11 protein-coding genes are annotated in these 14,249 nt (G+C 60.2%); 4 read left to right on the forward strand and 7 right to left on the reverse strand.

Annotated features, from left to right (window positions below; translation table 11 throughout):
* Window positions 1-291 precede the first annotated feature (291 nt).
* The 5 genes from AGR13A_RS12390 to AGR13A_RS12410 are packed head-to-tail and all read right to left on the reverse strand — an operon-like array spanning window position 292 to window position 5,373.
* The gene (locus AGR13A_RS12390; RefSeq protein WP_080835910.1) at window positions 292-1,032 is read right to left on the reverse strand and encodes an ABC transporter ATP-binding protein; all 741 of its coding nucleotides are present in this window, start codon (window positions 1,030-1,032) and stop codon (window positions 292-294) included.
* A complete protein-coding gene (locus tag AGR13A_RS12395) occupies window positions 1,029-1,859 on the reverse strand; it encodes an ABC transporter ATP-binding protein (RefSeq protein WP_080835913.1) in 831 nt (276 codons plus the stop codon). Before AGR13A_RS12395 ends, AGR13A_RS12390 begins: the two co-directional genes overlap by 4 nt.
* Before the next feature lie 3 nt (window positions 1,860-1,862).
* Window positions 1,863-2,765, reverse strand: coding sequence for a nickel transporter permease (gene nikC, locus AGR13A_RS12400; protein ID WP_059755113.1), 903 nt, complete (start codon window positions 2,763-2,765; stop codon window positions 1,863-1,865).
* Window positions 2,762-3,775: an ABC transporter permease gene (locus AGR13A_RS12405; protein WP_167377540.1), complete on the reverse strand. Its 1,014-nt coding sequence runs from the start codon at window positions 3,773-3,775 to the stop codon at window positions 2,762-2,764. The genes nikC and AGR13A_RS12405 overlap by 4 nt, the downstream gene beginning before the upstream one ends.
* Before the next feature lie 2 nt (window positions 3,776-3,777).
* Window positions 3,778-5,373 (reverse strand): ABC transporter substrate-binding protein, encoded by a 1,596-nt coding sequence (locus AGR13A_RS12410; RefSeq protein WP_080835916.1) that lies wholly within the window; start codon window positions 5,371-5,373, stop codon window positions 3,778-3,780.
* Between the two features lie 238 nt (window positions 5,374-5,611).
* Between AGR13A_RS12410 and AGR13A_RS12415 the strand changes: the two genes are divergently transcribed.
* Window positions 5,612-6,652 (forward strand): dipeptidase, encoded by a 1,041-nt coding sequence (locus AGR13A_RS12415; protein ID WP_080836831.1) that lies wholly within the window; start codon window positions 5,612-5,614, stop codon window positions 6,650-6,652.
* A 58-nt stretch (window positions 6,653-6,710) separates the two neighbouring features.
* On the opposite strand, the gene AGR13A_RS12420 is transcribed toward AGR13A_RS12415, so the two are convergent.
* Complete coding sequence (locus tag AGR13A_RS12420) at window positions 6,711-7,004, reverse strand: hypothetical protein (protein WP_080835919.1); 294 nt, start codon at window positions 7,002-7,004, stop codon at window positions 6,711-6,713.
* Between the two features lie 279 nt (window positions 7,005-7,283).
* Between AGR13A_RS12420 and mprF the strand changes: the two genes are divergently transcribed.
* The 3 genes from mprF to AGR13A_RS12435 all read left to right on the forward strand — a co-directional run bounded on the left by mprF (window position 7,284) and on the right by AGR13A_RS12435 (window position 12,823).
* A complete protein-coding gene (gene mprF / locus AGR13A_RS12425; protein WP_080835922.1) occupies window positions 7,284-9,884 on the forward strand; it encodes a bifunctional lysylphosphatidylglycerol flippase/synthetase MprF in 2,601 nt (866 codons plus the stop codon).
* Window positions 9,881-11,266: a virulence factor gene (locus tag AGR13A_RS12430; RefSeq protein WP_167377488.1), complete on the forward strand. Its 1,386-nt coding sequence runs from the start codon at window positions 9,881-9,883 to the stop codon at window positions 11,264-11,266. The genes mprF and AGR13A_RS12430 overlap by 4 nt, the downstream gene beginning before the upstream one ends.
* A gap of 234 nt (window positions 11,267-11,500) precedes the next feature.
* Window positions 11,501-12,823 (forward strand): telomere resolvase, encoded by a 1,323-nt coding sequence (locus AGR13A_RS12435; protein WP_080835927.1) that lies wholly within the window; start codon window positions 11,501-11,503, stop codon window positions 12,821-12,823.
* A 101-nt stretch (window positions 12,824-12,924) separates the two neighbouring features.
* Here the strand turns inward: AGR13A_RS12435 and AGR13A_RS12440 are convergent, their stop codons facing one another.
* Complete coding sequence (locus tag AGR13A_RS12440; protein ID WP_167377489.1) at window positions 12,925-14,211, reverse strand: MFS transporter; 1,287 nt, start codon at window positions 14,209-14,211, stop codon at window positions 12,925-12,927.
* Window positions 14,212-14,249: the final 38 nt, after the last annotated feature.

A 14,249-nucleotide genomic window follows, 5' to 3' on the forward strand; every position in this document is an offset into this window, starting at 1 on the left:
ACGGTGGAACTGAGCGCGGCGCAGAAAAAATCGAGACGCGGGCGCAATATTGCGCTCGGCGTCCTGCTCGCCGGTCTGGTGGTGCTGTTCTACGTCATCACCATCATCAAGATCGGTTCGCATTGACGGCCTGACGGTAAGGTGGCCCGAAGGGTCGGATGAGGGGGCAACGCCAGCGATAGACCGCACCCTTGCCCCCTCATCCCGCTGCCGCGGACTTCTCCCCCTCGGGGAGAAGAAGCGGGCGGCACCCGCTCGATCCATGTGTAACGGAGGCTAGGTGACCGGCCGTTAAGCCGGTTCTTCCAGCCGGATGCTCAGGCTGCGCAGCTCTTCCGTATGAGGATGTTTGGTCCGTCCCTTACGCAGATCGCCCGCACTCAGCTGCTCCACCATTTCCCCGTTGAGCATCACACCAACCTGCGGGCACAGATGCGCGATAACAGCCAGATTGTGGCTGACGAGAATATAGGTGAGGTTGCGTGCCGCACGCAGGTCCTGCAACAGGTTCAGGATTTCCGCCTGCACCGACACATCAAGCGCCGAAGTCGGCTCATCGAGCAGCAGCACCTGTGGGTCGGCGATCAGCGCGCGGGCAATCGCCACGCGCTGGCGCTGGCCGCCGGAAAGCTGGTGCGGGAACCGGAAACGCACGGCCTGCGGCAGAGCCACATCCGAGAGCGCCTGCTGGATGCGCTTTTCGATATTGTCCATGCCGTGCACCAGCGGCAATTCGCTGAGAATGCGGTCGATGGTCTGGCGCGGATGCAGCGAACCATAGGGATCCTGAAACACCATCTGTACCTGCCGGAAGAATTCCGGCGTGCGCTTCAGCGGTGCATCCTTGCCGGCAAAGGCGATGCGCCCTTCCCAGCTTTCATTAAGGCCGGCCATGGCGCGCAGGATGGTGGACTTGCCCGAGCCACTTTCGCCGACGATGCCGAAGCTGCCGCCCTTTTCCACCGAAAAGGACACGCCCTTCACCACTTCGCGGTCGCCGAACTTGATACGGAGATTATCGACGTCGATCATTGGCTGGACCACGCTGCATCACGGTTGAGAACGGGAAGACGCTCGCGCGGATGCGTCAGCGAGGGAATGCAGTTCAGAAGTCCCTTTGTATAGGGATGTTCGGCTTTCAGGAGTTCGGAAGCCTTCAGCTCCTCCATGACCCGGCCGGAATACATGACGGCCACGCGGTCGCAGAAATGCGAAACGAGCGGCAGGTCGTGGCTGATGAGGATAAGGCCCATACCGCGTTCGGATACCAGCTCCTCGATCAGCCGCAGGATTTCCGCCTGTACCGTGGCGTCGAGCGCGCTGGTCGGTTCGTCAGCGATCAGAAGTTCAGGATCGGGCGCGAGCATCATGGCGATCATTACGCGCTGGCCCATGCCTCCGGAAACCTCATGCGCATAGGACGAGGCAACCTGACGCGGATTGCGGATCTTCACCTGATCGAGCAGGGCAATTGCCGCTTCCATCGCGGCACGCTTGCTGCCGCCCTTATGGGCGCGCCAGGCTTCCGCGATCTGTGCGCCCATGGTCTTGACCGGATTCAGCGAATATTTCGGATCCTGAAGAATGAAACCCGCCCGTTTTCCCCGGATCTGGCGCATCTGCTTTTCACCGGCGGAAAGCACGTCGATGCCATCGAAGGAGAGCTTGTCGGCGCGGATATCGGCATTGGAAGGCAGAAGCTTCATCAGTGCCCGCGCCGTGAGGCTCTTGCCGGAGCCGGATTCGCCGACGATGCCGAGCTTTTCTGTGCCAAGCTTCATGGAAACACCACGCACCGCCTCGAAACGGCTGGTGCGGGTCTGGAATGCGATCTTCAGATTTTCGATTTCGACCAGCATGGCTCAATGTCCCTTCGGGTCGAGAACGTCGCGCAGGCCATCGCCAAGGAAGTTGAAGGCAAGCGAAACGAGGAAGATGGCGATGCCGGGAATGGTGGCGACCCACCATTGTTCGAAGATGAAGCGCTTGGCGGTGGCAATCATCGCACCCCATTCCGGCGAAGGCGGCTGCGCGCCCATGCCAAGGAAGCCGAGGCTGGCAGCGGTGATGATGATCGAGCTCATGTCGAGCGTGATACGCACGATAAGGCTCGGCACGCAGAGCGGCGCGATATGGCGGGCAATGATGCGCCAGGCGGAAGCGCCGGTCAGGCGATAGGCCGCAACGAAATCGCTGCCGCGCACTGTCATGGTTTCAGCGCGCGCCAGACGCGCATAGGGCGGCCATGCGGTGAGCGCGATGGCGAGAATGGCGCTTTCAACGCCGGGCTTCAGCGCCGCGACGAAGGCAAGCGCGAGGATGAGGCGCGGGAAGGCCAGGAATACGTCCGTCACCCGCATCAGCACCGTATCGACGATGCCGCCGAAATAACCGGCGATGCAGCCGATGGCGAGGCCGATGGGCGCCACGAGAACGACGACGGCAATGACCATGCCGAGCGTGACTCGGCCGCCATAAAGGATGCGCGAAAGAATGTCGCGGCCAAGCTCATCCGTGCCGAACCAGTGCTCGGCGCTCGGGAAGGCAAGGCGGTTGCCGAGGTTCTGCGCGGCCGGATCGTAAGGCGCGATGAACGGCGCCAGCAGCGACAGCGCGATGAAGACGACGATGATGGTCAGGCCGATCACCGCCAGTGGGTTGGACTTGAGGTTGAGCCAGATGCGATACCGGTTTCCCCAGGCAGCCTGTGTGCGGGAATGCGGCGTCTCATCCAGAGCCCAGTTTCTGAAATTAGCTAACATCATCGAACGCGGGGATCCATTACTCGGTAAAGCACGTCTGCGAGCAGGTTGAGGCCAACATAGATCAGGCCGATCAACAGGGTTGCTCCGACGACGGGGTTCATGTCCGCGTTCATGAGCGAGACGGTGAGGTATTGGCCAAGGCCCGGCCAGCTGAAGACGGTTTCCGTCACCACGGCGCCTTCGAGAAGGCCGGCATAGGTGAGCGCCAGAACCGTAACGAGCTGCACGGCGACCGTCGGGAAGGCGTGCCCCCAGATGACGGTCATGGCCGAAAGCCCCTTGGCGCGGGCGGTGATGACATATTCACCCTTCAGCGCGTCGATCATGAAGGCGCGCGTCATGCGGGTGATATAGGCCATGCTGAAATAGGCGAGAATGCAGACCGGCTGCACCATATGGGCGATGGCGTCGTAAAAGGCGTCCCAATCACCGGCAAGCAGCGTGTCGACCGTCATCAGGCCGGTGACCTGCGTGATCATGCCGTCATAGATGATGTCCTGCCGGCCTGGCCCCGGTGCGACGCCGAGGGTGGCATAAAAGACGAGCAGCGAAATCAGCGCCAGCATGAAGACCGGCACCGAATGGCCGGCAAGGCAGACGACGCGGATGATCTGGTCCGTCAGCTTGCCCTGCTTCACTGCGGCCCAGACGCCGAGCGGAATGCCGATCAGGGCTGCAAGAATGAGCGCTGCCGTGGCAAGTTCGAACGTGGCGGGGAAGACACGGGTAATATCCACCCAGACCGGATTGCGGGTCAGGATGGAATTGCCGAAATCACCGTGCAGGACCTGCGAGACATAATGGAAGAACTGCACGACCAGCGGCTGGTCGAGGCCCATTTCCGCACGCACGCGCACGATGACGTCTTCAGGCGCGTTGTCGCCAACCGCCGCGATGACGGGATCGACAGGCATGACGCGCCCGATCATGAAGGTGATGACCATCAAACCGAACAGCGTCAGAATGACGCTGCCCAGTATCGACGATATGCTTTTGACGCGCTTGTTCAATGTCACGCTTTCTTCGCATCGTGGTAGGAATTGCCCTCGGAGAGAACACCGAGTTCGAAACCGGATACGCCCTTGCGGAAGGCAGCCGTCTTCGTGGTCTGGAACATGAACACGAACGGGCTGTTCTGCATGTGCTCGCGCTGCAGGGCTTCATAAAGCTCCACGCGCTTTGCCGGGTCCTTCTCGTCACGGGCGGCTTCCGCCTTGGCGGCGAAATCGTCGTTCTTGAAACGCGAACGCCACAGGAAGGGCTTCGACTTGGCGTCGTCGCCATTGTCCTTGTTGATGTTGAAGACATCGGCGTTGGAATGCGGATCGAAATAATCCGTGCCCCATGCGGAAAGCGCCATCTGGTGTTCGCGGGCGCGCATCTTGGTCAGAACCTGACGGTTTTCAGCCGACTGCAGACGAACCTTGATGCCGATATCGGCAAGGTTTGCCTGGATGGCCTGCGCCAGATCCGGGTAAGGCTGGGCGGAATAGTGATCCATGCTGATTTCGAAACCGTCGGCAAGGCCGGCCTCGGCCATCAGTGCCTTGGCCTTTTCGACATCGCGCTGGAACGGGATATCGTTGACGGCGCCCGGGAAGCCTTCCGGCTCGAAGCTCTGGTGCACTTCATGCGTCAGCGGCACGATGTTTTCCTGCATGCCCTTGTAGTCCAGCGCCCACTTGATCGCCTGCCAGACCTGCGGCTTGGCGAGGTTCTCATTGCCCTGGTTGAGCGAGATCAGAACCAGCGAAGCGATGCTCTTGCGCTCGAGTTCGATGTTCTCGTCGTTCTTGACGGTACGCAGCTGTTCCGAGGTCAGGTCGCGGGCAATGTCGATATCGCCCTTCTGCAGCATCAGAAGCTGGGAAGACGGATCGGTGACGTGGCGCAGCACGATGCGCTTGATATTGCCCTTGTAGGGGCCGTTCGGGTTGACTGTCAGCGCGACGCTTTCGCTCGGCTTCCAGGCCTGCAGGACGAAATCGCCGGAACCGGCGCTGTTCTTCTGCAGCCAGCCATTGCCAAGGTCTTCGCCGGAAGCATTGGCGAGAACCGCCTTCTTTTCGACGATCGCGCCGATATTGGCGGAGAGGCAATACAGCAGGAAGGAGATGGCGGTCGGCTTTGCCGTCGTCAGCTTCACCGTCTTGTCGTCGGCGGCAACGATGGTTGTTTCGGCATTGTCGGGCGTGAAGCCGAACTGGCTGATGATGAAGGCCGGGCTCTTGTTCATCTTGATGGCGCGCTGCAGCGAGAAGGCCACGTCTTCCGCAGTCACTTTCGCGCCGCTGGAGAACGTCGCTTCGTCACCGATCACAAAGGTGAAGACCTTGCTGTCCGCATCGGCTTCCCAGGATTTCGCGATCACCGGATCTACCTTGGTGGAATCTTCGCGATTGGCGCGCACCAGCTTCTGATACATGTTGGAGATGATTTCACCGCCGACGGCTTCGAAACCTTCATGCGGGTCAAGGCTCGTCATATTGTCCAGCTGCTGGGCCACCACCAGAATATCCTTGGGTGTCGCGGCAAATGCCGGAATGCGCGCATAGGACAGGAACGGTACGGCTGCGCCGGCAATCAACAGGTTGCGTCTTGAAATCATCGAAAATCCCCTTTCGGACCTTATTTTTCGGAAAACGGTATGGGTCTGCCCCAATCCAGTCATTTTTTTTATGTTTCCCCGCGATTACCATGAGCAAACGAGGCGCGACCAATTCCAAATTTGGCAGAGCCTATGCACGGATTGCATTTGCTCCCGCCTTGACCTTTCCTCTACCAATTCCCACAAAGTCTGACGGACGCGCGCCCGCGCGGCTCCGCATATCCAAAGGTGAATGACCATGACCGATGAAAAAACCGTACCCGTCTTCGACGGCCACAACGACGTGCTTCTGCGGTTATGGCGATCGGGCAACGCTTCTCCCGAAACGCTTCTCATCGAAGGGGATACGGTCGGCCACATCGACCTGCCGCGCGCCAAGAAGGGCGGCCTGGCCGGCGGCCTCTGCGCCGCCTATGTGCCCTCGCCCAGCATGGACAAGGACGCCAACGGCGATTATTCGACACCCAACGAGGCGGATGCGCTGAAGGCGACGCTTGCCATGGCCGCCCTTTTGTTCCGGGCCGAGAAGCAGTCGAATGGCGCTCTGAAGGTCTGCCGCACGGCCGCCGATATCCGCAACGCGATAGCCGAGGGCGCTTTCGCTTCCGTCTTCCATATCGAAGGTGCGGAGGCGATCGGCGCCGATCTGGATGCGCTCCACGTTCTCTACGAAGCGGGCCTTCGCACGCTCGGGCCGGTCTGGAGCCGCCCGAACATCTTCGCTTACGGCGTGCCTTTCCGTTTCCCCTCAACCCCGGATATCGGCCCCGGTCTCACGGACGCCGGCAAGCGGCTGGTGAAGACCTGCAACGAACTGAACATCATGGTCGACCTGTCGCACATGAACGAGCAGGGTTTCTGGGATATCGCCAAGATTTCCGATGCGCCGCTGGTGGCATCGCATTCCAACGCCTATGCGCTGTGCAATCACAGCCGCAACCTGACGGACCGCCAGCTGGACGCCATCCGCGACACGGGCGGCCTTGCCGGCATCAATTTCGGCGTTCTGTTCCTGCGTCAGGATGGCGTGAAGAACCCGAATACGGACCTGAACGAACTGGTCCGCCACGTGGACTATATCGTCAATCGCATCGGCATCGATCACGTCGCCCTCGGTTCGGATTTCGACGGAACCACCATTCCCGCCGCCATGAAGGATGCGGCCGACCTGCAATTGCTGGTCGAGGCGCTGCGCAAGGGCGGTTATGACGACGAGGCGCTTGCCAAGATCTGCCACGGCAACTGGATCCGTGTGCTGGAAAAGACCTGGGGCGCCTGAGGCATAAATTGAGATTCATCTCCGGCGCAGAAACGCCGGAGACATAAAGCGGCAGGCCTTAAGCCTTCGCCGCTTTTTTCTTGCCCGTCGCCCGGAAGGCAAGAAGGCCTGCGACCAGAGCAAACATCGCCCATTTCATCGGCAGCACATCCGCCGTTTCACTGCGGATCGGGCGAACGGTCACGGTGCCCGGACGCGATTCATAACCGGCCTGCCCGCTGGCCCTGGCGTCGTCGATCTGCTGCGGCGAAACGACCCATTCGGCACCCCGCATCTTGTCATAGGTCATGAAGCCGCCGCCCGCCACGATGGCGGCGACGAGCGAAAGCACTATTCTTGTGGGCATGTTCATTTGCATTCTCCTTCAATTGAAAGGAGCGTGTAGTCGCATCAAACCTCACCACCAAGCAACCGTGACGGTCAATTGGCCGCCTTTCGGAACAATCCTGCAGATCATGCATTCCATAGTTGCATTTTTGCCTTTAGACTTAGCGCAATTCAGGGATAATCGGTCACAAACTTCACATCGACACTTCATGCTTTTCTGCTAATCACATTTCCTCAACCGAAACGAATTAGCGACACATTCCTGTGGTTCGCCAACCTTGGGAACGGGCGCTGGATAAAGCACATGGCAGACAAGAGCGAAATCACACAGACCGACCTCGCAGAATCCGCGGTTGAAAGCTTCTTTGCCAGAAACCGACCCTATCTGACCGCGATCGCCATCACGCTGGTCTTCGTGATGATGACCTTTGCCATCTACCACCTGACGTCGGAAGTCCGCTATGACGATGTCATCGACGCGCTGACGCAGACCTCGACCTCCGCGGTCCTGCTCGCCATCGTCTTCACGGCGCTCAGCTTTTTCGCGCTGATACTCTACGACGCCAATGCCATCGAATATATCGGCCGCAAGCTGCCGTTTCCGCCCATGGCGGCAACCGCCTTTGCTGCCTACGCCATCGGCAATACCGCCGGTTTCGGACCCTTGAGCGGCGGCGCAATCCGCTTTCGCGCCTATTCGCGGCTTGGGCTTTCACCCGGCGAAATCGCCCGCGTCATCGCCTTCGTCACCCTGTCCTTCGGGCTTGGTCTGCTTTCGGTCAGCGCCATCTCCACCTTCATCGTCGCACCGCGCATCGCCTCCATCATCGGCGTCGATGCCCTGATCCTCAGAGGGGCCGCGCTGGCCGTCATCGCGGCGCTTGTCATTGCGGCCTATATCGGACGCAACGGCCACACGATCAAGCTTGGCGCCTGGCGTCTGCGCCTCCCGGACAGCCGCACCTCTTCCCGCCAGTTCCTCGTCTCGGCCTTCGATATCGCCGCCTCCGCCTCCGTGCTTTATGTGCTCCTGCCCGACACCCATCTCGGCTGGCCGACATTCTTCGCGATCTACGCCACCGCCGTCGGCCTCGGCGTCCTCAGCCACGTGCCGGCCGGTCTCGGCGTTTTCGAAACCGTGATGGTCGCAGGGCTCGGCAACGCCATCAGCGTTGACCAGCTGCTCGGAAGCCTCGTGCTTTACCGCGTGATCTATCACGTCCTGCCGCTGGTGGTCGCCATTCTGGTGATGCTCGTCTCGGAGATGAAGCAGTTTGCGGCAAAGCCTGTTGTCTCCGACATCAGCCAGCTTGCCGTGCGCCTTGCCCCGCCATTGCTGTCAACCTTCGCGATGATCCTCGGCACCATGCTGATCTTCTCGAGCGTGACGCCGACGCCGGACAGCAATCTGGATTTCCTGTCCAATTTCGTGCCGCTGCCGATCATCGAGGCGGCGCATTTTCTCACCAGCATTCTCGGCCTCGTGCTCGTCGTCGCCTCGCGTGGCCTCGGACAGCGGCTGGACGGCGCCTGGTGGATCGCCCTCGTGGCTGCGTCGCTGGCGCTGGTTCTGTCCCTCCTCAAGGCCATCGCGGTTTTCGAAGCGGCCATTCTCGGTGTCTTCATCGCCGCCCTTGCCGCCAATATGCGCAGCTTCAATCGCCATGCCTCGCTGGTGAAACAGGCGCTGGGCCCGAGCTGGCTTGCGGCCATGGCGGTCATCGTCGCGGGTGCGGCAACCATTCTGCTCTTCGTCTATCGCGATACGGATTACAGTCAGACATTGTGGTGGCAGTTCGAATTCTCCGAGGAAGCGCCGCGCGGATTGCGCGCCCTTCTCGGCCTCGTGCTCGCCTCCTCCACAATCGCCATCTTCAGCCTCATGCGGCCGGTGGCCTACAGGCCGGACGCAATCGAGGCCGACGACGTGGCAAGCGCCACCGACATCGTGCTGAAACAGGACGCGGCCGACGCCAATCTGGTGCGTATGGGCGACAAGCACGTGATGTTCTCGGAAAGCGGCAATGCCTTCATCATGTACGGTATTCAGGGCCGCTCCTGGATCGCCTTCGCCGACCCGGTGGGCGACGAAGAGGATTTCCCTGATCTGGTCTGGCAATTCGTCGAAGCCGCACGTTCGGCGGGCGCACGCGCCGCCTTTTACCAGATTTCGCCTTTCTTGCTCTCCCATTGCGCCGATGCGGGCCTGCGCGCCTTCAAGCTTGGGGAACTGGCGCTGGTCGATCTCACCGCCTTCGAGCTGAAGGGCGGCAAGCTTGCGACCCTTCGCCAGTCGCTGAGCCGCGGTGCCCGGGACGGGCTGAGCTTCGAGGTCGTCGAAAAGGCGCATGTGGCGGATATTCTGGACGAGCTGAAACAGGTCTCCGACAGCTGGCTTGCGCATCACAACACACGGGAAAAGCGCTTTTCGCTTGGCGCTTTCGAGCCGGATTACATCCTGTCGCAGCCCGTCGCCGTATTGCGCAAGGATGGAAAGATCACCGCTTTCGCCAATCTGATGGTGACGGACACGAAAAAGGAAGCCACCGTCGATCTCATGCGTTTTTCGCCGGATGCGCCACGCGGCGCGATGGATTTCCTCTTCGTCAGCATCATGCAGCATCTGCGCGAGGCTGGATATGAAAGCTTCAACCTCGGCATGGCGCCCATGTCCGGCATGTCGAAACGTGATGCGGCGCCGGTCTGGGACCGCATCGGCAGCACGCTGTTCGAACACGGCGATCGTTTTTACAACTTCAAGGGCCTTCGCGCCTTCAAGGCGAAGTTCCACCCGAAATGGGAACCCCGTTACCTCGCCGTGCAAAACGGTGCGGACGCCGCTCTGGCGTTGATGGATGCGACGGTTCTGATCAGCGGCGGCGTCAGAGGAGTGATCGGAAAATGAGAAAACCCACCATGTTGAAGGCCGCGCTTGCCGCTTCCGCCCTGTTCGCTTCCTCGCTGTTCATGTCCAGCGCCGCCTTTGCGCAGGATAAGCCGGCCTATGAGACCGGCATGATCCCCTCCGAGCATATCATGGTGCCGGATGGCGAAATTCTCGCCAGCGTCTTCCTGATTTCCGATGCTGACGGATGGACGGCTGCCGATGAGACCCGCGCCAAGGCGCTGGTGGAAAAAGGTGCCGCCGTGGTCGGTATCGATTTCAAGGAATATCTGAAGGCGCTCGAGGCCGATGAGGACGAGTGCATCTATATGATCTCGGACATCGAGTCGCTCTCGCAGCAAATCCAGCGCACCGCCGGCACCAGCAGCTACCGCCAGCCCATCCTCACCGGCATCGGCAAGGGCGGAACGCTGGCGCTGGCGATGATCGCGCAAAGCCCGGTCTCCACCGTGCGGGAAGCCATCGCCGTCGACCCCAAGGCGGGCCTGCCGCTTGAAAAGATACTTTGCACCCCCGCCACCAAGGACAAGGTGGATGGTGAAACGGTCTATGGCCTGACCGACGGCCCGCTGCCTGCGCCCGTCAGCGTGCTTTTCACCCCCGCTGCGGACCAGAAGGGCCGCGACCACGTCAATGCGCTTGTGAAGCTGCATCCCGATATCGACGTGACGGACGTGACCGACAAGGCGGACGAGGTCCTGACCCAGACCCTGTCCGATCAGGTCGATGCCGCCGGCGATACCGACAGCCCGCTCGGCCTGCCGATCAAGGTTCTGGAAACAAGCCCTGTGATGGACACCATGGCGGTGATCTATTCCGGTGACGGCGGCTGGCGCGATCTCGATGAAGAAGTGGGCGGCGCATTGCAGAAGCAGGGCATACCCGTGATCGGTGTCGATGCCCTGCGTTATTTCTGGAAAGAAAAACAGCCACAGGAAGTCGCAGGCGACCTTGCACGCATCATCGACACCTACCGCAAGGAATGGAAGGTTCGAAACGTTGTGCTGATCGGCTATTCCTTCGGTGCCGATATCATTCCGGCGACCTTCAACCTGCTGCCGGAACGCGCGAAATCGCATGTCGTGCAACTCACGCTCATGGGGCTGTCCACGGAGGTGGATTTCGAGATTTCCGTTCAGGGCTGGCTCGGCGTGGCCGGCGAAGGCAAGGGCGGCAAGACGGTGGACGACATCGCCAAGATCGATCCGAAACTGGTGCAGTGCATTTACGGCACGGAGGAAGAGGATGAAGACCCCTGCCCCGGCCTGAAGGCGAAGGGCGTGGAAACGCTCGGCATTGAAGGCGGCCACCATTTCGACGAGGATTACGAAGCGCTTGCCAACAGGATCGTGACATCGCTGAAGACCCGGCTTCCCAAATAAACTGACCAGACTGACCGTCCCCGACTGGCGGCTTTCAGGCATCGCCGAATGGCCGATGCGGTTCCAATACCTTGCCTGATGGTCCCCGCTTCGCGGCCCTGCTTGCGGAATCGCTTAAAGTATTATTCAAAAGAAACCGGCCGGCGCTGGATGTTCATGGTATTCCCGCAACCATGCTTCTGTTGATTGCCAACCACAGATTTATATTTCCCGACCGGTTCAGGGAGCCGCCGCATGTCCACGTCAAAAAGAAAGACAAAAACACCAGTTCTCGTGGAACGGATCGATCAATTCGTCGGCCGGGTCAGGGAGGCGATGAAAAGCGACGACACCTTGCGAAACCGGAAAATCCGCGATCTGTGGGACGCCGAGGTTCGCTACCATTTCGACAATGGCCGCACGGAAAAAACGCTTGAACTTTACATCATGAAATATCGCTATGCCCTGAAGGCCGAGTTCGGCCCAAAGAGCACGCCGCTTGCCATCTGCAACATGAAAAAGCTGCGCGAGCGGCTGAACGCCTATATCGAGCGGGCGGACTATCCGAAAACCGGCGTGGCGACATCCATTGTCGAAAAAATCGAACGGGCGGAATTCAACACCGCCGGTCGCAAGCCGACCGTTCTTCTGCGCATCGCCGATTTCATTTCGGCAATGAACGGCATGGGTGCGAAAGAAGAGATGCAGGCTTTGTGGAACGCTGAAATCGACACCATGAAGGGCCGGGCGCAGACGACGATCATTTCCTACATCACCAAATATCGCAACGCCATCCGCGAAGCCTTCGGCGACGATCACCCGATGCTGAAGATCGCCACCGGCGATGCCGCCATGTATGAAGACGCCCGCCGGGTGAAGATGGAGAAGATCGCCAACAAGCATGGCGCGCTGATCACCTTCGACAATTACCAGCAGGTTCTGAAGATTTGCGCCGATAAACTCCTGTCCGCCGATCCCCTGATGATCGGCATCGGCCTGATCGGCATGACGGGGCGACGCCCCTATGAGATTTTTACCCAGGCCGAGTTTTCACCGGCGCCCTATGGCAAGGGCGTTTCCAAATGGAGCATCCTTTTCAACGGCCAGGCCAAGACGAAACAGGGCGAAGGAACGAAGTTCGGGATTACCTACGAAATTCCGGTTCTTGCCCGCTCCGCCACCATTCTGTCCGCCTATGAGCGCCTGCGCACGAGCGGGCAGGGAAAACTGTGGCACGGCATGTCGATCGACGATTTTTCATCCGAAACCCGCCTGCTGCTGCGGGACACGGTCTTTAATCTGTTCGAGGATCTCTGGCCGCGGCAAGAACTTCCCAAGCCCTATGGCCTCAGACACCTATACGCCGAGGTGGCCTATCATAATTTCGCGCCGCCCCACGTCACCAAGAACAGCTATTTCGCCGCCATTCTCGGCCACAACAACAACGACCTCGAAACATCGCTATCCTATATGACCTACACGCTACCGGAAGATCGCGACGATGCGCTGGCACGGGCCAAGCGCACGAATGAACGGACATTGCAGCAAATGGCTGCCATCGCGCCCGTCTCCAGGTAAAATCCCGTAGCGCGGCAGCCGGTCATCGGTAATGCGCGCTTGAGGCACTGTTTTCGCCCCTGCTGGCCGCAGGTTTCATCCCGCGGCCAGCAGGGTCTCCGTCAAGCTCGTCCGTCGTTGGACGTCCGGTAAAGCAGGGTCAGGACGGTCAGCGCCAGCCCCAGCAGCGCCACCGAGCCGAAAATGTAGAAGTTCCACTCAGGCGCCAGCCCCCGTTGCAGGACGAGGCCACCGATCATGGGACCGGCAATGCCGCCCAGCCGCCCGACTGCCAGCGAAAAGCCGAGACCCGTGCCACGAATATGGACGGGGTAAAGCCGTCCAACCAGAACATTGGCAAGAATCTGGGTTCCAATCGTTCCGGCACCGGCAAGGGCGACGAAGAAATAGAGAAGCGGCCCCTTGTTGACTGTCAGAGCCCAGATGGAGGCGGCACCGATGGCGAAGAGAACCGCCACGACCACCTTGACGTTCCCCTTATCGGCAAAGCGTCCGCCCACGAGAATGCCGATTGCAGCCCCGACATTGAGCATGATCGAGAAGCTGAGTGCCGAGCTGATATCGTAGCCCATCTTGTTCATGATGGTGGGCAGCCAGTTGACCATGCCGAAGGTCAAGAGCAGCGAGCAAAAGTGAATGCCCCAGGCATTCAGTGTCGAAAGCAGCCGGCCTTCCGAGAACAGGGCACCAACGCCGCCTTTTTGAATTTTGGCATGCGGCACGATGCGTTGCAGGCCGTAGGTATCGCAAATTCCGTTAGCTTCCGCCTGCCGGCCCTTGCTTGCCAACCATTCCGGCGATTCCGGCAGGAACCGCATGAACAGCGGCAGAAGAATGAGCGGCAGGCCGCCGATCAGCATCAGCGGACGCCAGCCATAGCTTTCCAGAAGAAAGATGCCCATGAGGCCGGAAATGATGCCGCCGATAAGGTAGCCGAGGAACGACAGGGAATTTGCCTGCGCTCTGCGTTTGGGCGGCGAGAATTCCAGCACCAGCGCCGTCACCGTCGGCAGGAGAGCGCCGAGCCCCAGACCGGCGAGAAACCGCGTGATTTCAAAAGCGAGGAAGTTCGGCGTCATGGCCGAGGCGATCATCATTGCTGAAAATCCGGCGAGGCTGATGAGAACGACCTTCCGGCGGCCGATACGGTCCGCCATGGTGCCGGCGAATAATGCGCCGAGCAGCATGCCGAACAGCGTCAGCGCCGCGGCCCGCCCAACCATGGCGGGATTGAGCGCCCATGCGCCTTCTTTCAGCAATGCCGGTGCAACCGCGCCGTAAACGACCAGATCGTACCCATCGAACATGATCATCAGACCGCATGTCGCGATGACGCCGGCCGGGTTCTTCGTCCGCACTGAAGCGGCGCTCATATAATTCGTGGACATATTCCTCCCTTTCACGCATGACCGCGCCATCCGGAATG

Origin of the sequence: Agrobacterium genomosp. 13 str. CFBP 6927 (genome assembly GCA_900012615.1) — a bacterium.
GTDB lineage: Bacteria > Pseudomonadota > Alphaproteobacteria > Rhizobiales > Rhizobiaceae > Agrobacterium.